This window comes from Pseudomonas sp., from assembly GCF_051660785.1.
In the GTDB taxonomy this organism is placed as follows: Bacteria; Pseudomonadota; Gammaproteobacteria; order Pseudomonadales; family Pseudomonadaceae; genus Aquipseudomonas.
Genome location: NZ_JBOFQE010000079.1, coordinates 75,962 through 93,724, shown reverse-complemented (window position 1 = coordinate 93,724; position 17,763 = coordinate 75,962). Strand labels below are relative to the sequence as shown.

Here is a 17,763-nt window from a genome sequence, read left to right as displayed (position 1 = left end):
GCTTGCCGGATTAGAAGGCTTTGCCAATAATAGGCCCGCAATTTGCAGCATTGATCGGTTCACTGTCTTTTGCTCTTGCATGAATTTGCAGGGCTGTCAACGCGCTCAAACGGCTTTCTCGGTGCTTCTGTAATTAGTTGTCGCATTGAAGAAATATCGGCTTCGGGCCTGTCGTTAGAATGCCGATCACTCGCTCGTTGTGGCTCGCGTTGAAAAAAGCGCGCGATTCCTACGACGCAGCACCGCTTTGCGGTTCCACTCACTCGCATATTGGGCTGTCGCTCACTCTGCCGTTTTAGCCCTTTACCGATGGAGTCCCAACATGAAGAAACTCGTGCTGCTTGGCGCACTGGCACTGTCCGTGCTGTCCCTGCCAACCTTCGCCGATGAAAAGCCTGTAAAAATCGGTATCGAAGCGGCTTACCCTCCGTTCGCTTCCAAAGCACCGGACGGCAGCATCGTGGGTTTCGACTACGACATCGGCAACGCCCTGTGCGAAGAGATGAAGGTCAAGTGCGTGTGGGTCGAGCAAGAGTTCGACGGTCTGATTCCGGCGCTCAAGGTGCGCAAGATCGACGCGATCCTGTCGTCCATGTCGATCACCGAAGACCGCAAGAAATCCGTGGACTTCACCAACAAGTACTACAACACCCCGGCACGCCTGGTCATGAAGGCTGGCACTCAAGTCAGCGAAGGCCTGGCTGAGCTGAAGGGCAAGAACATCGGCGTGCAACGTGGTTCGATCCACGAGCGTTTCGCCCGCGAAGTCCTGGCCCCGCTGGGTGCCGAGATCAAGCCTTACGGTTCGCAGAACGAAATCTACCTCGACGTGGCCGCTGGCCGCCTCGACGGCACCGTGGCAGACGCTACGCTGCTGGATGACGGTTTCCTGAAAACCGACGCTGGCAAAGGTTTCGCCTTTGTTGGCCCGGCGTTCACCGACGTCAAATACTTCGGCGACGGCGTGGGTATCGCGGTTCGCAAGGGCGACGCGCTGAAAGACAAGATCAACACCGCCATCGCGGCCATTCGCGAGAACGGCAAGTACAAGCAAATCCAGGACAAATACTTCGCCTTCGATATCTACGGCAAGTAATACGCTCCGGCGACAAGTCCGAAATGGCGCAAGCAACAGGATCTCTGAGGTTTGCGCCATTTTTTCATCCCAACATTCGAGGACCTGAATCATGTTGAAAGGCTACGGGGCTGTCATCCTCGATGGCGCATGGCTGACGCTTCAGCTCGCCTTGTCCTCCATGGTCCTGGCCATCTTTCTGGGTCTGATCGGCGTTGCATTGCGTCTGTCGCCGGTTCGCTGGCTGGCCTGGCTGGGCGACCTGTACTCCACGGTGATCCGCGGTATTCCCGATCTGGTATTGATCCTGCTGATTTTCTACGGTGGTCAGGACCTGCTCAACCGCGTGGCGCCGATGCTTGGCTTTGACGACTACATCGACCTGAACCCGTTGGCCGCCGGTATCGGCACCCTGGGCTTCATCTTCGGTGCGTACCTGTCGGAAACCTTCCGCGGCGCCTTCATGGCGATCCCCAAAGGTCAGGCAGAAGCCGGCATGGCGTACGGCATGAGCAGTTTTCAGGTGTTCTTCCGGGTGTTGGTGCCGCAGATGATTCGCCTGGCGATTCCGGGCTTCACCAATAACTGGCTGGTACTGACCAAGGCCACCGCGCTGATTTCGGTGGTGGGTCTGCAAGACATGATGTTCAAGGCCAAGCAGGCGGCAGATGCCACCCGCGAGCCTTTCACCTTCTTCCTCGCAGTGGCCGCGATGTACCTGGTGATCACCAGTGTCTCGTTGCTGGCATTGCGTCACCTTGAGAAGCGCTACTCGGTAGGCGTAAGGGCGGCTGATCTATGATCTTCGACTACAACGTCATTTGGGAGGCCTTGCCGCTGTACTTCGGCGGCTTGGTGACCACCCTCAAGTTGCTCGCGCTGTCGCTGTTTTTCGGCCTGCTGTGCGCCTTGCCACTGGGCTTGATGCGCGTCTCCAAGAACGCCGTCGTCAACATGACGGCCTGGCTCTACACCTACGTGATCCGCGGCACGCCGATGCTGGTGCAGCTGTTTTTGATCTACTACGGCCTGGCGCAATTTGAAGCGGTGCGTGAAAGCTTCCTGTGGCCGTGGCTGTCCAGCGCGACGTTCTGCGCGTGTCTGGCCTTTGCGATCAACACCAGCGCCTACACCGCTGAAATCATCGCCGGCAGCCTGCGCGCCACGCCGAACGGTGAGATCGAAGCGGCCAAGGCGATGGGCATGTCGCGCTACAAAATGTACAAGCGCATCCTGCTGCCGTCGGCCCTGCGCCGGGCGCTGCCGCAGTACAGCAACGAAGTGATCATGATGCTGCAGACCACCAGTCTGGCGTCCATCGTGACACTGATCGACATCACCGGCGCCGCGCGCACGGTCAACGCTCAGTTCTACTTGCCGTTCGAAGCCTACATCACGGCGGGTGTGTTCTACCTGTGCCTGACCTTCATTCTGGTGAAGCTGTTCAAACTGGCCGAGCGCCGCTGGCTGGGCTATCTGGCCCCGCGGAAGCACTGATATGGAACGCATCGATCATTCATTGCCGTGGAGCCACCTGGGCAGCGAACGCCAGATTTCGGTGTTCCGCTTCGGTAGTGGCGAGCGCAAGGCCTACATCCAGGCCAGCCTCCACGCCGATGAATTGCCGGGCATGCGCACGGCCTGGGAGCTGAAAAAGCGCCTGACCGAACTCGAAGCCCAAGGCTTGCTCAACGGTGTGATCGAACTGGTGCCGGTGGCCAATCCACTGGGCCTGGGTCAATTGCTTCAGGGCAGCCATCAAGGGCGTTTCGAAGCGGGCAGCGGCAAGAATTTCAACCGCGATTTCGTCGAGCTGAGCGCGCCAGTGGCCGCCCGACTCGATGGACATCTGGGTGACGATCCACACGCAAACATCCGCTTGATCCGTCAGGCCATGAGCGATCACCTGGCGGCATTGCCCGAAGCGAGCAGCCAGTTGCAAGGCATGCAGCGCATCTTGCTCAGCCACGCCTGCACCGCTGATGTGGTTTTGGATTTGCATTGCGATGCCGAAGCGGCGCTGCACATGTACGCCTTGCCGCAACACTGGCCGCAATGGCGTTCGCTCGCCGCACACCTGAACGTGAAAGTGGGGTTGCTGGCAGAAGATTCCGGCGGCAGTTCCTTTGACGAGGCCTGCTCGCTGCCGTGGCTGCGCCTGTCGCGGCAGTTTCCGGAAGCGCAAATTCCGCTGGCCTGCCTGGCGACTACCATTGAACTGGGTGGTCAGGCCGACACCGGTCGCGCGGAGGCTGAAGCTTACGCCGAAGGCATTCTGGCGTTCCTCGCCGAACAAGGCTTGATCAGCGGTGAATGGCCGAAACCTGCGCAAGAAGCGTGCGAAGGCCTGCCGTTCGAAGGCACCGAATTGCTGTTCGCGCCGCATCCGGGCGTGATCAGTTTCCTGCGTAAACCCGGTGAGTGGATCGAAGCTGGCGACGAGATTTTCGAAGTGATCGATCCGTTATCGGATCGGGTCAGCACGGTGTGTGCTGGTACGTCCGGGGTGCTGTTTGCCATTGAACGGCTGCGTTATGCCCAACCCGGTTTCTGGCTGGCCAAGGTGGCGGGGCGCGAAGCGCTGCGTCACGGGCGCTTGCTCAACGACTGACTGACTGTTTTTGTGAGAACCGACCGCATGTACAAACTTGAAGTCCAAGACCTGCATAAACGCTATGGCAGTCACGAAGTGCTCAAGGGCGTGTCCCTGAAAGCGGCGGCTGGCGATGTGATCAGCATCATCGGCTCCAGTGGCTCCGGCAAAAGTACCTTCCTGCGCTGCATCAACCTGCTCGAGCAGCCGCACGCAGGCCGGATTCTGCTCAACAACGAAGAGCTGAAGCTGGTGGCGAACAAGGACGGCGCGATGAAAGCAGCCGACCCGAAACAGTTGCAACGCATGCGTTCGCGCCTGTCGATGGTGTTCCAGCATTTCAACCTGTGGTCGCACATGACCGCGCTGGAAAACATCATGGAAGCGCCGGTCCACGTGCTGGGCATGTCCAAGGCCGAAGCTCGCGAGAAAGCCGAGCATTACCTGAACAAGGTCGGCGTGGCGCATCGCAAAGACGCGTACCCGGGCCACATGTCCGGCGGCGAACAGCAGCGCGTGGCGATTGCCCGTGCGCTGGCGATGGAACCTGAAGTGATGCTGTTCGATGAGCCGACTTCCGCCCTCGACCCGGAACTGGTTGGCGACGTACTGAAAGTCATGCAGGCCCTGGCGCTGGAAGGCCGGACCATGGTCGTGGTGACGCACGAAATGGGCTTCGCCCGTGAAGTGTCGAACCAGCTGGTGTTCCTGCACAAAGGCGTCGTTGAAGAAAGCGGCAACCCGCGTGAAGTGCTGGTCAATCCACAGTCCGAGCGTTTGCAACAATTCCTCTCGGGCAGCCTGAAGTAAACCGAGCGCCCGTTTCGCACCGGGATAGTGCATGCTTCGCAACTTAAAGGCTGGCCCCGTTCCCAGTGGGAGCTGGCCTGCCAGCGATAGCGGTGGGCCAGTTTGCATCTCTGACACAGGCACGCCGCCATCGCTGGCAGGCCAGCTCCCACAGTTTGATCTTCATTGGTTTTGAGATTTGCGTTCATTTACGGGCTAGCATTGGCCCATGCCTTCATCACTGTTTTCGCTTCGGATTGCCCGCCATGACTGCCCATCGAATTGGTTTCCTGATTTGGCCCAGCACTAAAGCACTGACGCTTGCGCTGGCTGAGGAGGCCTTGCGTGTTGCCCAGCGTGTGCATCCGGACGTGGTCTACGAACTGTCGTTCTTGCAGGCCGAGCCGCCGACCGAAGGCGCCTGGCAATTGCCGGGTGAGCCGTGGGCCGGCAAGCTCGAAAACTTCCAGAAACTGTTCCTGCTCGCCGATGAGCCGCCGACCACACTCGCGCCGGCGCTCAGCAGTTCGCTGAAACAACTGGTGCGCGCCGGTTGCGTGATCGGTGGTTTGTCAGCCGGTGTCTACCCGTTGGCGCAACTCGGTTTGCTCGACGGTTACCGCGCGGCCGTGCATTGGCGCTGGCAGGACGATTTCGCCGAACGCTTCCCGAAAGTCATCGCCACCAGCCATCTGTTCGATTGGGATCGTGATCGACTGACCGCGTGTGGCGGCCTGTCGGTACTCGACCTGTTGCTGGCGGTGCTGGCCCGTGATCATGGCGCCGAACTGGCCGGTGCAGTCTCTGAAGAACTGGTGGTCGAGCGCATCCGCGAGGGCGGTGAGCGCCAGCGCATTCCGCTGCAAAACCGCTTGGGCTCCAGTCATCCGAAACTCACCCAAGCGGTGTTGCTGATGGAAGCCAACATCGAGGAACCGCTGACCACCGACGAAATCGCCCAGCACGTGTGCGTGTCCCGTCGGCAGCTGGAGCGGATCTTCAAGCAATACCTCAACCGCGTGCCGAGCCAGTACTACCTGGAACTGCGCCTGAACAAGGCCCGGCAGATGCTGATGCAAACCAGCAAGTCGATCATTCAGATCGGCCTGTCCTGCGGCTTCTCTTCGGGGCCGCATTTCTCCAGCGCCTACCGCAACTTCTTCGGCGCCACGCCACGGGAAGATCGCAACCAGCGGCGCAGCAGCAGTCCATTCGAGTTGTCGTCGGTGCCGTCCGAGCGCGGCTGATTTACTCGTCGATCTCGGAACCCTCTGAGGTGGAAACCTGCATTTCACCTCGGTTGATCACCTCTTCGACGCCAAAGTCAGCGCTTGTGCCTTCGTAGTAGCTGATCAGCCGCAACAGGCTTTCCTCGGAAAACGGGTTGCCTCTCAACGTGATGTTCTCTGCAGTTTCGATGGGCAGTTCCATCAAGTCGCTGGGTATATCAGCGATTGCATTCGTGCTCAGGTCTGCCCACTCCAGATCGGTCAACTGAAACAGACCATTGGGAATTTGTGTGATGCCGGTATCGTTGAGCAGGACCGTCGAGAGTTCCGTCATCTGACTCAGATCAGGTGTGTACCCCAGTGAGTTGTGACTCAGGTCCAGATAGTCGAGCTGTTCCATTCCCGCCAACGCGTTGACCGATGCTGTTGACAGCCTGACGCGACAGTGGGGGAGCGACAGCGATCTCAGGCGACCCATCTTGAATACCGAATCGGGAATGTTGCCAACGTCACATTCGCGCAACCTCAGTCTTTTCAGGTTGGGAAAGAGTTCGAGGAAGCGCCCGATGCGTGTTGCGCCGTCGGCACTGTGCACTTCCAGTGTGGAAACATGACTGAAGTCCGCACTCAGGGACGGCAGTTCTCCATGGATGATCGAGCGGACAATGAGCTCGAAAGTCGGCTCCAGCGCTTCATTGAAATCATCCAGATCGGAATCATGCTGCCAGCACTTCTCAAGTGCTTGCTTGAACTCGTCCCGGCTGACTTGTTCGGCAAACAGTTGGTCGGCGCTGAACGGTTCGCCCGTCACGGGATGCCGGTCTGGAACATCGGCAGTCCAGGCAGACAGATCGTTTCTCAGTTGAGTGAGTTCGTCCTCAAGACGCGTCAGATAGGTGCGGCCATCCTCCAGGGTGCCCGGCAATTCGTAGACGAACTGGCTCGCCTGTTCGACTTCCATACCGGGGTACAACGTCATGACGCGATCAATATCAGGCTCGGGGGCGAAGACGCCCATGTCGTAGGCGGTCTCGAAATGGTGTTGCTTGATCAGTTCTCGCCCCTTGATCGACAGCGGATTGTGTGTGAGGTGTACGCCACGCTTGTCATACAAAGAGCTCTCGAATAACTCGGCAGGCAACTCGCTGATGCGGTTGTTCATCAGCAGCAGAGTGTCGAGCTTCGGGTGTTGCAGAGCGCTGGCCGGAATCGCTGTGAGGTGAGTGTCGCTCAGGTCCAGGTGCGTCAGTTCGCTCATCGTGTCGACGCGGGGCAGGGTTTCAAACGGATTTTTGTACAGGTCGAGCATGGCCAGTTTTTTCAGCGAGGTCAGTTTCGACCACACGGCCGCATCGACCCTGATGCCGCAATCGCTTAGCACCAGGGCGTGAAGGTCCGGCATTCGGCTGATGGCGTCGGGAAGGGTGGTCAGGGAGAAGCGGCGCAACTCCAGGCGTCGCAACCCTTTGAAGCCCTGTAGAAAGGTGGGAATACCCTGCTCGCTACGGGTGCCTTCCAGAGATAACAGCGACACATGGCTGAAGTCGGCACTCAATGATGGAAAGTCACCGATGATCGGCTCTGCAAACCTGAGCACATACTGACTGACCCCCTCCGGTGTGTCGAAGTCCCGGTCGGACTGTCGCCGCCAGCTGCGCTGGATTTCCTGAGCCAGCAACCGGCGATTGTTTGTTTCGGCTTGTTGTTCCAGTTCACTGAGCGGGTGTCGGGTTTCAGGATGAACAGTGGGGGTCTCATTAGCCCAGGTGAGCAGCTCCTGATGCAGTCGAGCCAACTCCCTGTTCAGGCGTGAAAGTTCAACGCGAGCGCCATCGGGATGCAATTGCAGTGACCGGACAATGGACTGCAACTCCTCTTGAGGCAGGCTGGGGAAGACTTCGCGTACCCGGTCGTCGAGCGTAGGTGTCACGCGGTTGAGTCGACTGTAACCCTGAGTGCCACCGGGCAGGCGCATGGTGGTGGGGTCATAGAGCGGTTTTCGATTGGGATTTTTTGCGAAAAGCGTGCGCAATGCCGGTTGCTCCAGTGCGTGTTCGGCGATGCGCTGTTTCAGTGCCCGGGCATCTGCGATCGCAGGGCTCAACTTATTGCGTTGCGCTTCCGGCAGCGCCTGAAACAGCGCCTGATAAAAGTCACCGGGCACCGAATCATTGTCCTGCTGGACCTGATAGGTCCCGTTCTCAGCACGAATCAGCGTTTCAAGTATCGGCGCATCGGGCTCGCCAATGCTGTCGCGCAAGGTTCCCGTGGCTGAGTAATCCCTCACTTCGATCCGCAGCCCGGCTGGCAAGTCGGGCAGCGAGTTCAGGCTTTGCAAGGCCAGTCGGTGAGTGTCGGCGCTGTCCAGCGCTTCGGAATAAAAGCCTTCACAGGCTCGTGTCGCGCGCACCGCTTCCATGGCTTTTAACGCAGCGTCCTTGAGCCGCTGGGGCGTGCGTCCATTGTGCAGCTGTTTCAATTCGGTGCCGGATGCATTGCTCGCCAGTTCCCCGGCGATATCGGTGGGTAATCCGTGCACGTCATCGAGCAGTCGCTGAACCCCGGGATCACCGGTTTTTTCCAGTGCTCGATAACGCAGATCAAAAAGCGACTTACGGTATTTTCGGGCGAGTTCGGCGGTCTGTTGTCGAAAGGCTGGCATCTGGGTTTGCGGGGGCGGCATGGGCGTGTCGGCGGGCCAGGAATCGTAGCCGCTCAGCAGTTGATGTTGCAGCGTCACATCGGCCATTTGATAGCGCTCGGATTGATCGCTGCCGATCTGTTCGATAAAGGTTTCAATGTCCCGATTGATCCTGAAGCGTTTGATCGTGTCGGCCAGCAGCGAAGGCGGTCGGTATTGTTCGACATGCATTTCGCGTACTGCGTTGTCGTGGAAACCGCTGACCCGCAGGATCTGTTCGCGCTCGGCGCCACTGAACGATTTGACACTTTCGCCGAGACGACGCATGACTGTTTCCCGATCCCAGCTCAGCGGCTGCTCCAGCTCGGTGTGCCAGGCGCCGTGGCTGTTGTGCAGCAGAGACGGCTGATAAGCATGGGACCGGGTCGGGTGTTCAATCTGAAACGCGCCCGAGGTGCCATCGGATTTCACGGCATAGAGTTTGCCTTCCAGTGGCAGCAGCGTTTTTCCCCCGTGGCGATAGAGGCCGAGTTGATCGGGTTTGGCACTTTCGGGCAGCGTCGGTGCTTGTTCGTAAGGGGTGAGGTCCGGCTTCCAGTAGCGGGTTTTACCTTCTGGCGCTGCGACGGGTTTGAGTGGATTGACCAGCGCGACAGCTTCACGCGAGAGCAAACGGCTGAAGGTACCGGCAGCGATAGCGCCACCCACCGCGAATGTGCCTACCTGAACCACTGTTTCAACCAGCGTCAGCAAATGCCCCAGCGCTTCGGTTTTCAGCCCTTCGGCAAGGTCTACGATGCCTTCAAAGGTTTCGTCGAGTAATTGGTAGGCCATGTAGCCCAACATCAATTCGCCGAGAAACGGGACGAACGGCATTGCCACGAACGCGGCGATTTCAAGCAGGGTCGAAGCCACTTTGCTGAAGGCGTCCCACAGGCTCCATCGTGCGTTTCGGTCGGCAGTGGCGGTGGAGACGGCCAAGGTGCTCGAATCGTTGAGGATCTTGTTCAGTTGTCGCTGATAGAGATGGTTCCACAGGTCCGCGCTGAACGGGGTGGTCGAAAATCGTAGATCAGGCCGGTCGACGGGCGTTTCGCGCCAGCTCGGCAGTGGGTCGCCGCGCTTGTGTTGATGCCAGGTCACGCTCTGGAGGCGACGGTTGAGATCAGCGAAAAAGTAGCCTCTTTCCTTGTGGTCAACGAAGCGGCTGAAGAATGTTTGATAGGCAGGTGCGCGAAGTTTTCGAGTCAGCTCGGTCATGAACGCCAGGGTGTTCGGGTACTCCTTGATTGGATGCTCCGGGTCATCGGGGATGTAGGCGATGATCCGTGTTCCCTTGCGTGCGCGTTCCAGGCTTGCGGCGAAAATGACAATCCCGGTCAGAGACGAGGACATTATTGTCAGGTCATGGCCATACAGCGGTTGGCCATCCAGTCGCGCACCCGAGCGCCCCTCCAGAATGCGCAGGATCGAGAGGTGCGCATCCGCAGCAATATCCTTGCGGATGTGGGCCATTTTCAGTGCGGATTTGAGTGCGGCTTTTTGCGAGCTGGTTACTTTGGATTTCAGCGCCGCGCCGGCCACCGGGTTGGTCAGTCCCAGATTGTCCTTGAGGTACGTGTTGTACCGGGCACCGATATCCAGATTCCGGCACAACAACACAAAGGCCGCGACGGAAAGTTTCTGCTTGACCGCCGGCAACGTATCGAACTGGCCCGTTGGCGACGGCTTGGTTATGAATGTCGAGGCAGACTCGTAAGCATCGTCCGCCGTTTCCGATTCCTGAAAATTATGCAGGGCGGCGTCGAGCAACGAGAGGGTCCAGGTTCGAGCAGCGCCCGTGTTGATTCCGAACCAGGGCACGGTCTGCGGGATGTACAGGCGCAGGAAAGTGGTTCTGACGTCCAGTTCCAGACCGAACCGGGCCTTCAGGGCGGCGCTTAACAGAGGTTCGGCAAAGGCTTGTGCGCTTTGTAGCTTCGAAAGCATCGAATCCAGGCGATTTCGATGGGTCCAGTGTTCCTGGCTGAGATGTTTCAGCGACTGGTGTTGCAGCGACGTCGCAGTGCCATGCCAGCCTGGTGTCGCAAGCGTGGTGCTTTTGAGGGCGCGGCGTGTGTCGGACGATGCTTCTATTACCCAGGACGGTAGATTGTTGAACAGGTGATGGTAGTGATCGTCCGGTTGCGTGACGGATTCAATGCCGGTCGAGTCAGAAGGATGATCATTTTGGTATCGACTCATGCGCTATTCCCTTAGCGTTTGGATGAGCCGCCAGCAAAACAGACGATGAACTGTTCCGTGCGGTACATATTTACCGCACCGTGCGACAAGCCTGCCTATAACCTGTGCCGGCGGTTTAAACTGCGCCTTTGCGACCCTATATGTCGCATTGCCGTAAACCCGCGCAAAACCGGGGTTTGCGCTATAAGAAGTTGTCGCTTGGCGGCAAGGCCGGGCTGAAAACTGTCCTTACAATCCCCCCATCGCTCGCCAGTTTCAGGCGGGCGTTCCTCTTCAGGAGACTCCGATGTCCGTTGAGCACGCTGCGGTAGAACGCGCCGATTTCGACCAGGTAATGGTTCCCAACTATGCGCCTGCCGCATTCATTCCTGTGCGTGGCGCCGGTTCCCGCGTCTGGGACCAGTCTGGCCGCGAGCTGATCGACTTCGCCGGCGGGATTGCCGTTAACGTATTGGGCCATGCGCACCCGGCGCTGGTCGGTGCCTTGACCGAGCAGGCGAACAAGCTGTGGCACGTGTCCAACGTGTTCACCAATGAGCCGGCCCTGCGCCTGGCACATAAGCTGATCAACGCCACCTTTGCCGAGCGTGCGTTCTTCTGCAACTCCGGCGCCGAAGCCAACGAGGCCGCTTTCAAGCTGGCCCGTCGCGTCGGCTTTGACCGGTTCGGCAGCGAGAAGTACGAAATCATCGCCGCGCTCAACAGCTTCCACGGCCGTACCCTGTTCACCGTGAACGTGGGTGGTCAGTCGAAGTATTCCGATGGCTTCGGTCCGAAAATCACCGGCATCTCCCACGTGCCATACAACGATCTGGCCGCGCTGAAAGCCGCCATTTCCGACAAGACTTGCGCTGTGGTCCTGGAGCCGATCCAGGGCGAGAGCGGTGTCATCCCGGCCGAACTCAAATACCTGCAAGGTGCCCGCGACCTGTGCACCGCGCACAACGCGCTGCTGATCTTCGACGAAGTGCAGACCGGCATGGGCCGCACCGGCCATCTGTTCGCCTATCAGCATTACGGCGTGGTCCCGGACATCCTGACCAGCGCCAAGAGCCTGGGCGGTGGTTTCCCGATCGCGGCGATGCTGACCACCGAAGACCTGGCCAAACACCTGGTCGTCGGTACTCACGGCACCACTTACGGCGGCAACCCGCTGGCGTGCGCTGTTGCGGAAGCCGTGATCGACGTGATCAACACCCCTGAAGTGCTGGCTGGCGTCCATGCCAAGCACGACCAGTTCAAGGCTCGCCTGGAGCAGATCGGCGAGAAATACGCGATCTTCACCAAGGTCCGCGGGATGGGCCTGCTAATCGGTTGTGTGCTGAGCGATGCCTGGAAAGGCAAGGCCAAGGACATTTTCAACGCCGCCGAGCGTGAAGGCCTGATGATTCTGCAAGCCGGCCCGGACGTGGTGCGTTTCGCGCCGAGCCTGGTGGTTGAAGACGCAGACATCGATGAAGGTCTCGACCGTTTCGAACGCGCCGTGACCAAGCTGACGCAAGCCTGATAGACCCTTCGACGCCTGCCAATTCAGGCGTCGAACCCAATTTTTGTTTCGGGCTGGATCAAAAGTGTGGGAGCTAGCCTGCTAGCGATGAGGGCCTGATAGCCAACATCATTGTTGCCTGACAGGACGATATCGCTAGCAGGCTAGCTCCCACAGTTGACTCTGAGTTGTTTCAGGGACGGCCCGGGATTTTTTCTTCTGTAAGTTCTGAGATTAAGGAGTGACACCATGCTGGTGATGCGCCCCGCGCAAATGGCTGATCTGGGCGAGGTACAGCGTCTGGCTGCGGACAGCCCGATTGGTGTCACTTCCTTGCCGGATGACGTTGAACGCCTGAGCGACAAGATCGCCGCAAGCGAAGCCTCGTTTTCCGCTGAAGTCAGCTTCAACGGTGAAGAGAGTTACTTCTTCGTCCTCGAAGACTCGGCCACCGGCAAATTGGTCGGTTGCTCGGCTATCGTTGCCTCTGCCGGTTATTCCGAGCCGTTCTACAGCTTCCGTAATGAAACCTTTGTGCACGCCTCCCGCGAGCTGAAGATTCACAACAAGATTCACGTGCTCTCGCAGTGCCACGACCTGACCGGCAACAGCTTGCTGACCAGTTTCTACGTGCAGCGCGAGCTGGTGGGTTCGCCTTGGGCCGAGCTCAACTCCCGCGGCCGCTTGCTGTTCGTGGCCAGCCATCCAGAGCGCTTTGCCGATTCCGTGGTGACCGAGATCGTCGGTTACAGCGACGAAAATGGCGACTCGCCGTTCTGGGACGCCATCGGTCGCAACTTCTTCGACCTCAACTACGCCGAAGCCGAGCGTCTGTGCGGCCTGAAGAGCCGGACCTTCCTCGCCGAACTGATGCCGCATTACCCGATCTACGTGCCATTGCTGCCGGACACCGCGCAAGAAGCGATGGGCCAAGTGCATCCACGGGCGCAGATCACCTTTGACATCCTGATGCGCGAAGGCTTCGAGACCGATCACTACATCGACATTTTTGACGGCGGCCCGACGTTGCATGCTCGTGTTTCGGGGATCCGTTCGATTGCCCAGAGTCGTGTGGTGCCGGTGAAAATCGGCGAGGCGGTCAAAGGTGTCGGTCGTCAGTACCTGGTGGCCAACGCCCAGTTGCAGGATTACCGCGCCGTGTTGCTCGAGCTCGATTACGCGCCGGGCAAGCCCGTGACCCTGGACCTGGAAGCAGCCGAAGCCCTGGGCGTCGGTGAAGGTGCCAGCGTGCGCCTGGTAGCGGTTTGATTGCCTAGAAAGCAGCGAAGTTTCGCGGGTGGCGTTGGCGGCCCGTTTGAGGAGATAGCATGATCGTTCGTCCCGTACGCAGCAGCGATTTACCCGCTCTGATCGACCTGGCCCGCAGCACCGGCACCGGCCTGACCACGTTGCCGGCCAATGAAGAACGCCTGGCCCATCGGGTCGGCTGGGCCGAGAAGACCTTCCGTGGCGAAGCCGGGCGGGGCGATGCGGACTACCTGTTCGTGCTCGAAGACGATGACGGCCGCGTGGTGGGTATTTCCGCCATCGCTGGCGCCGTCGGTCTGCGTGAGCCTTGGTACAACTTCCGGGTTGGCCTGACCGTCAGCGCCTCGCAAGAACTGAACATCTACCGCGAGATCCCGACGCTGTTCCTGGCCAACGACCTGACCGGCAACTCTGAACTGTGCTCGCTGTTCCTGCACGCCGATTACCGCACCGGCCTCAACGGCCGCATGCTGGCCAAGGCGCGGATGCTGTTCATCGCCGAGTTCTCGCAGCTGTTCGGCAACAAGATCATTGCCGAGATGCGCGGCGTGTCCGACGAAGCCGGGCGCTCGCCATTCTGGGAAAGCCTGGGTCGGCACTTCTTCAAGATGGAATTCAGCCAGGCCGATTACCTCACGGGCGTGGGCAACAAGGCGTTCATCGCCGAACTGATGCCCAAATTCCCGCTGTACACCTGCTTCCTGTCGCCAGACGCACGCAACGTCATCGGTCAGGTTCACCCCGACACCGAGCCGGCGCTGGCCATGCTCAAAAGTGAAGGCTTCAGCTACCAAGGCTATGTCGACATTTTCGACGCCGGCCCTGCTGTCGAATGCGAAACCGGCAAGATCCGCGCCGTGCGCGATAGCCAGGCGCTGGTGCTGGCCATCGGCACGCCGGGTGACGACGCGACACCGTTCCTGATTCACAACCGCAAGCGCGAAGACTGCCGGATCACTGCCGCGCCAGCACGCTTCGCCGCCGGCACGCTGGTCGTCGATCCGCTGACCGCCAAACGTCTTCAACTCAACGCCGGCGATCAAGTGCGCGCCGTTCCGTTGTCTGCTGCCAGGGAGTCGAAATAATGAATTCGCTATACATCGCAGGTGAATGGCTGGCCGGTCAGGGCGAAGCTTTCCAGTCGCTGAACCCGGTGACCCAGCAAGTGCTGTGGACCGGCGAAGGCGCTACCGTCGCGCAGGTCGAGTCGGCCGTGCAGGCTGCGCGTCAGGCGTTCCCGGGCTGGGCTCGTCGCACCCTGGAAGAACGCATTACGGTGCTTGAGGCCTTTGCCGCCGCACTGAAGAACCACGCTGACGAACTGGCCCGCACCATTGGTGAGGAAACCGGTAAACCGTTGTGGGAAGCGGCGACTGAAGTGACCAGCATGGTCAACAAGATTGCGATCTCGGTGCAAAGCTACCGCGAGCGTACCGGTGAGAAGAGCGGCCCGCTGGGCGACGCCACCGCCGTGTTGCGCCACAAACCACATGGCGTGGTGGCGGTGTTCGGGCCTTACAATTTCCCGGGTCACTTGCCGAACGGTCACATCGTGCCGGCGCTGCTGGCCGGTAACAGCGTACTGTTCAAGCCCAGCGAACTGACCCCGAAAGTTGCCGAACTGACGGTTAAATGCTGGATCGAAGCCGGTCTGCCGGCAGGTGTGTTGAACCTGCTGCAAGGCGCTCGCGAAACCGGTATCGCCCTGGCGGCGAACCCGGGCATCGACGGCTTGTTCTTCACCGGTTCGAGCCGCACCGGCAATCACCTGCACCAGCAATTCGCCGGTCGTCCGGACAAGATCCTCGCGCTGGAGATGGGCGGTAACAACCCGCTGGTGGTGGATCAGGTTGCGGACCTCGATGCTGCCGTCTACACCATTATCCAGTCGGCCTTCATTTCTGCTGGCCAACGTTGCACCTGTGCGCGGCGCTTGCTGGTGCCGCAAGGCGCCTGGGGCGACACGCTGCTGGCGCGCCTGGTGGCGGTCAGTTCGACGATTGAAGTCGGTGCCTTTGATCAGCAACCGGCGCCGTTCATGGGCTCGGTGATTTCCCTCGGCGCGGCCAAAGCGCTGATGGATGCGCAAGAACATCTGCTGGCCAACGGCGCCGTGGCGCTGCTGGAAATGACTCAGCCTCAGGCGCAAGCCGCGTTGCTGACGCCGGGCATCCTGGACGTGACGGCAGTGGCTGATCGTCCTGACGAAGAGCTGTTCGGTCCGCTGCTGCAAGTGATTCGCTACGCTGATTTTGAAGCGGCGATCGCTGAAGCCAACGACACCGACTATGGCCTGGCGGCGGGTCTGCTGTCGGATTCCGAAGCGCGCTATCAGCAGTTCTGGCTGGAAAGCCGTGCCGGTATCGTCAACTGGAACAAACAGCTGACCGGCGCCGCGAGCAGCGCGCCATTCGGCGGCGTCGGCGCCTCGGGTAACCACCGCGCCAGCGCCTACTACGCCGCAGATTACTGCGCGTACCCGGTGGCCTCGCTGGAAACGCCGAGCCTGGTGTTGCCTGCATCGCTGACACCTGGCGTGAAGATGGCGTGATGCCCATCGCCAGCAGGCTGGCTCCCACAGGTTCGGTGGTGTTCGCACATGTTGTGTACGACTCCATCACTGTGAGAGCCAACCTGCTGACTCCCGGTGGTGCTCACACATTTTGTGTACGGCGCGACCCCTGTGGGAGCCAGCCTGCTGGCGATGGCCGCGACGCGGTCTTACTGAACAGTTACTGAAGCCATAACAACAGATTCTCGTGGAGCCTCGCTGATGAAATCCTATGAAGTCAATTTTGACGGTCTAGTGGGGCCGACCCATAACTACGGCGGTTTGTCCTACGGCAACGTCGCCTCCCAGAGCAACAGCCAGCAGTCTTCGAACCCGAAGGAAGCCGCGCTGCAAGGCCTGGCGAAAATGAAAGCGCTGATGGAAATGGGCTTCCAGCAAGGCGTTTTGGCACCCCAGGAACGTCCTGACGTTGCCGCCCTGCGCCGCTTGGGTTTCAGCGGCACCGACGCACAAGTGATCGAGCAAGCTGCCAAAGACGCGATGCCATTGCTGGTTGCCAGTTGCTCGGCATCCAGCATGTGGGTGGCCAACGCCGCCACGGTCAGCCCGAGTGCCGACACCGCCGACGGTCGCGTGCATTTCACCGCCGCCAACCTCAACTGCAAATACCACCGCAGCATCGAACACCCGACCACTAGTCGCGTACTGGGGGCGATGTTCGCTGACCAGAAACACTTCGCTCACCACGCCGCGTTGCCGGCAGTCGCACAGTTTGGCGATGAAGGTGCAGCCAACCACACCCGTTTCTGCCGTGAATACGGCGAGGCCGGCGTCGAGTTCTTCGTGTTCGGTCGCAGTGCGTTCGACACCCGCTACCCGGCACCCCAGAAGTACCCGGCGCGCCAGACCCTCGAAGCTTCTCAAGCGGTTGCTCGCCTGCACGGCTTGAGCGATGACGGCGTTGTCTACGCCCAGCAGAACCCTTCAGTGATCGACCAGGGGGTGTTCCATAACGACGTGATTGCGGTGGGTAACGGCGAGGTCCTGTTCTATCACGAGGACGCGTTCCTCGACACTGAGCAGATGCTTGCTGAATTGCAGGGCAAACTCGCAAAAGTCGGTGGGAAATTCCAGTCGATCTGCGTACCGCGTTCGGCCGTAACCGTCGAGGATGCCGTTCGTTCCTACCTGTTCAACAGCCAGTTGCTGACGCGTCCTGACGGTTCGATGCTGTTGATCGTGCCGGAAGAATGCCGTGGCAATGAGCGCGTCTGGCAATACCTGCAAAGCCTGACCAGCTCCGGCGGCCTGATCCGTGAAGTGAAGGTTTTCGATCTGAAACAAAGCATGCAGAACGGCGGCGGCCCGGCGTGCCTGCGCTTGCGTGTCGCGCTGAATGAAACCGAACTGGCGGCCGTCAACCCAGGGGTTATCATGACGGCACCGTTGTACGGCACGCTGACCGAGTGGGTCGACAAGCACTACCGCGACCGCATGACCGAAAACGATCTCGCGGACCCGCAATTGCTGCTTGAGTGCCGGACGGCACTGGATGAACTGACGCAAATCCTTAAACTGGGCGCGGTTTATCCATTCCAGATCAATTGAACGTCGAGAGCGTAAAAAACATGAGCGATACCCTGCAGCTGATCCTTGAAGACACCGACGGCACGCAACTGGAAACGTCCTGCACCCGCGTCGCGGTCATGTGGCAAGGCAAAGAGCTGTGGATCCAGCAGGACGGCCGTGGCCAGCTGCTGATCGGCGTGGACGTTGAAGAAGGTGACGCCGAATACGCCAACCTGCTGCTGCGCCCATTGGCGACTAATCTGGTAAGTCTGCAACTGGAAATGGAACCGGCTGAAGTCGGCGACGAAGACCACGTGCACGGCCCGGATTGCGCACACGACCACTAAGGAAACCGC

13 protein-coding genes are annotated in these 17,763 nt (G+C 59.7%); 12 read left to right on the top strand and 1 reads right to left on the bottom strand.

What is annotated here, in order from left to right; all coding sequences use genetic code 11:
* Positions 1-322 precede the first annotated feature (322 nt).
* The 6 genes from ACRC4F_RS21360 to ACRC4F_RS21335 all read left to right on the top strand — a co-directional run bounded on the left by ACRC4F_RS21360 (position 323) and on the right by ACRC4F_RS21335 (position 5,704).
* Entirely contained in the window at positions 323-1,096 is a 774-nt protein-coding gene (locus ACRC4F_RS21360; protein WP_438661119.1) for an ABC transporter substrate-binding protein, read from the top strand.
* A gap of 91 nt (positions 1,097-1,187) precedes the next feature.
* On the top strand, positions 1,188-1,877 hold the full coding sequence (locus ACRC4F_RS21355; protein ID WP_010457254.1) for an ABC transporter permease: 690 nt from the start codon (positions 1,188-1,190) through the stop codon (positions 1,875-1,877).
* Positions 1,874-2,572, top strand: a complete 699-nt coding sequence (locus ACRC4F_RS21350; protein ID WP_438661118.1) for an ABC transporter permease — start codon at positions 1,874-1,876, stop codon at positions 2,570-2,572. The genes ACRC4F_RS21355 and ACRC4F_RS21350 overlap by 4 nt, the downstream gene beginning before the upstream one ends.
* A 1-nt stretch (position 2,573) precedes the next feature.
* The gene (locus ACRC4F_RS21345) at positions 2,574-3,686 is read left to right on the top strand and encodes a M14 family metallopeptidase (protein ID WP_438661117.1); all 1,113 of its coding nucleotides are present in this window, start codon (positions 2,574-2,576) and stop codon (positions 3,684-3,686) included.
* A 27-nt stretch (positions 3,687-3,713) separates the two neighbouring features.
* A complete protein-coding gene (locus ACRC4F_RS21340) occupies positions 3,714-4,478 on the top strand; it encodes an ABC transporter ATP-binding protein (RefSeq protein WP_109634103.1) in 765 nt (254 codons plus the stop codon).
* Between the two features lie 245 nt (positions 4,479-4,723).
* A complete protein-coding gene (locus ACRC4F_RS21335) occupies positions 4,724-5,704 on the top strand; it encodes a GlxA family transcriptional regulator (protein ID WP_010457247.1) in 981 nt (326 codons plus the stop codon).
* A gap of 1 nt (position 5,705) precedes the next feature.
* On the opposite strand, the gene ACRC4F_RS21330 is transcribed toward ACRC4F_RS21335, so the two are convergent.
* Positions 5,706-10,571 carry a dermonecrotic toxin domain-containing protein gene (locus ACRC4F_RS21330; RefSeq protein WP_438661116.1) on the bottom strand — a complete coding sequence of 1,622 codons (4,866 nt, stop codon included), beginning with the start codon at positions 10,569-10,571 and terminating at the stop codon, positions 5,706-5,708.
* A 286-nt stretch (positions 10,572-10,857) separates the two neighbouring features.
* Between ACRC4F_RS21330 and ACRC4F_RS21325 the strand changes: the two genes are divergently transcribed.
* The 6 genes from ACRC4F_RS21325 (at position 10,858) to ACRC4F_RS21300 (ending at position 17,754) form a co-directional block, all read left to right on the top strand.
* Positions 10,858-12,078, top strand: a complete 1,221-nt coding sequence (locus tag ACRC4F_RS21325; protein WP_438661115.1) for an aspartate aminotransferase family protein — start codon at positions 10,858-10,860, stop codon at positions 12,076-12,078.
* Positions 12,079-12,306: 228 nt separating this feature from the next.
* On the top strand, positions 12,307-13,326 hold the full coding sequence (gene aruF, locus ACRC4F_RS21320; protein ID WP_438661114.1) for an arginine/ornithine succinyltransferase subunit alpha: 1,020 nt from the start codon (positions 12,307-12,309) through the stop codon (positions 13,324-13,326).
* A 59-nt stretch (positions 13,327-13,385) separates the two neighbouring features.
* Positions 13,386-14,411: an arginine N-succinyltransferase gene (astA, locus tag ACRC4F_RS21315; RefSeq protein WP_219097186.1), complete on the top strand. Its 1,026-nt coding sequence runs from the start codon at positions 13,386-13,388 to the stop codon at positions 14,409-14,411.
* Entirely contained in the window at positions 14,408-15,877 is a 1,470-nt protein-coding gene (gene astD, locus ACRC4F_RS21310; RefSeq protein WP_438661148.1) for a succinylglutamate-semialdehyde dehydrogenase, read from the top strand. The genes astA and astD overlap by 4 nt, the downstream gene beginning before the upstream one ends.
* A gap of 222 nt (positions 15,878-16,099) precedes the next feature.
* On the top strand, positions 16,100-17,446 hold the full coding sequence (gene astB / locus ACRC4F_RS21305) for an N-succinylarginine dihydrolase (RefSeq protein WP_438661113.1): 1,347 nt from the start codon (positions 16,100-16,102) through the stop codon (positions 17,444-17,446).
* A gap of 20 nt (positions 17,447-17,466) precedes the next feature.
* On the top strand, positions 17,467-17,754 hold the full coding sequence (locus ACRC4F_RS21300; protein ID WP_033056735.1) for a hypothetical protein: 288 nt from the start codon (positions 17,467-17,469) through the stop codon (positions 17,752-17,754).
* Positions 17,755-17,763: the final 9 nt, after the last annotated feature.

Coding starts and splice junctions, on each gene's coding strand:
- ACRC4F_RS21325 (WP_438661115.1), top strand. CDS start 10,858: ATGTCCGTTGAGCACGCTGCGGTAGAACGCGCCGATTTCGACCAGGTA.
- ACRC4F_RS21350 (WP_438661118.1), top strand. CDS start 1,874: ATGATCTTCGACTACAACGTCATTTGGGAGGCCTTGCCGCTGTACTTC.
- ACRC4F_RS21340 (WP_109634103.1), top strand. CDS start 3,714: ATGTACAAACTTGAAGTCCAAGACCTGCATAAACGCTATGGCAGTCAC.
- astA (WP_219097186.1), top strand. CDS start 13,386: ATGATCGTTCGTCCCGTACGCAGCAGCGATTTACCCGCTCTGATCGAC.
- ACRC4F_RS21345 (WP_438661117.1), top strand. CDS start 2,574: ATGGAACGCATCGATCATTCATTGCCGTGGAGCCACCTGGGCAGCGAA.
- ACRC4F_RS21360 (WP_438661119.1), top strand. CDS start 323: ATGAAGAAACTCGTGCTGCTTGGCGCACTGGCACTGTCCGTGCTGTCC.
- ACRC4F_RS21300 (WP_033056735.1), top strand. CDS start 17,467: ATGAGCGATACCCTGCAGCTGATCCTTGAAGACACCGACGGCACGCAA.
- astB (WP_438661113.1), top strand. CDS start 16,100: ATGAAATCCTATGAAGTCAATTTTGACGGTCTAGTGGGGCCGACCCAT.
- aruF (WP_438661114.1), top strand. CDS start 12,307: ATGCTGGTGATGCGCCCCGCGCAAATGGCTGATCTGGGCGAGGTACAG.
- ACRC4F_RS21355 (WP_010457254.1), top strand. CDS start 1,188: ATGTTGAAAGGCTACGGGGCTGTCATCCTCGATGGCGCATGGCTGACG.
- ACRC4F_RS21335 (WP_010457247.1), top strand. CDS start 4,724: ATGACTGCCCATCGAATTGGTTTCCTGATTTGGCCCAGCACTAAAGCA.
- ACRC4F_RS21330 (WP_438661116.1), bottom strand. CDS start 10,571: ATGAGTCGATACCAAAATGATCATCCTTCTGACTCGACCGGCATTGAA.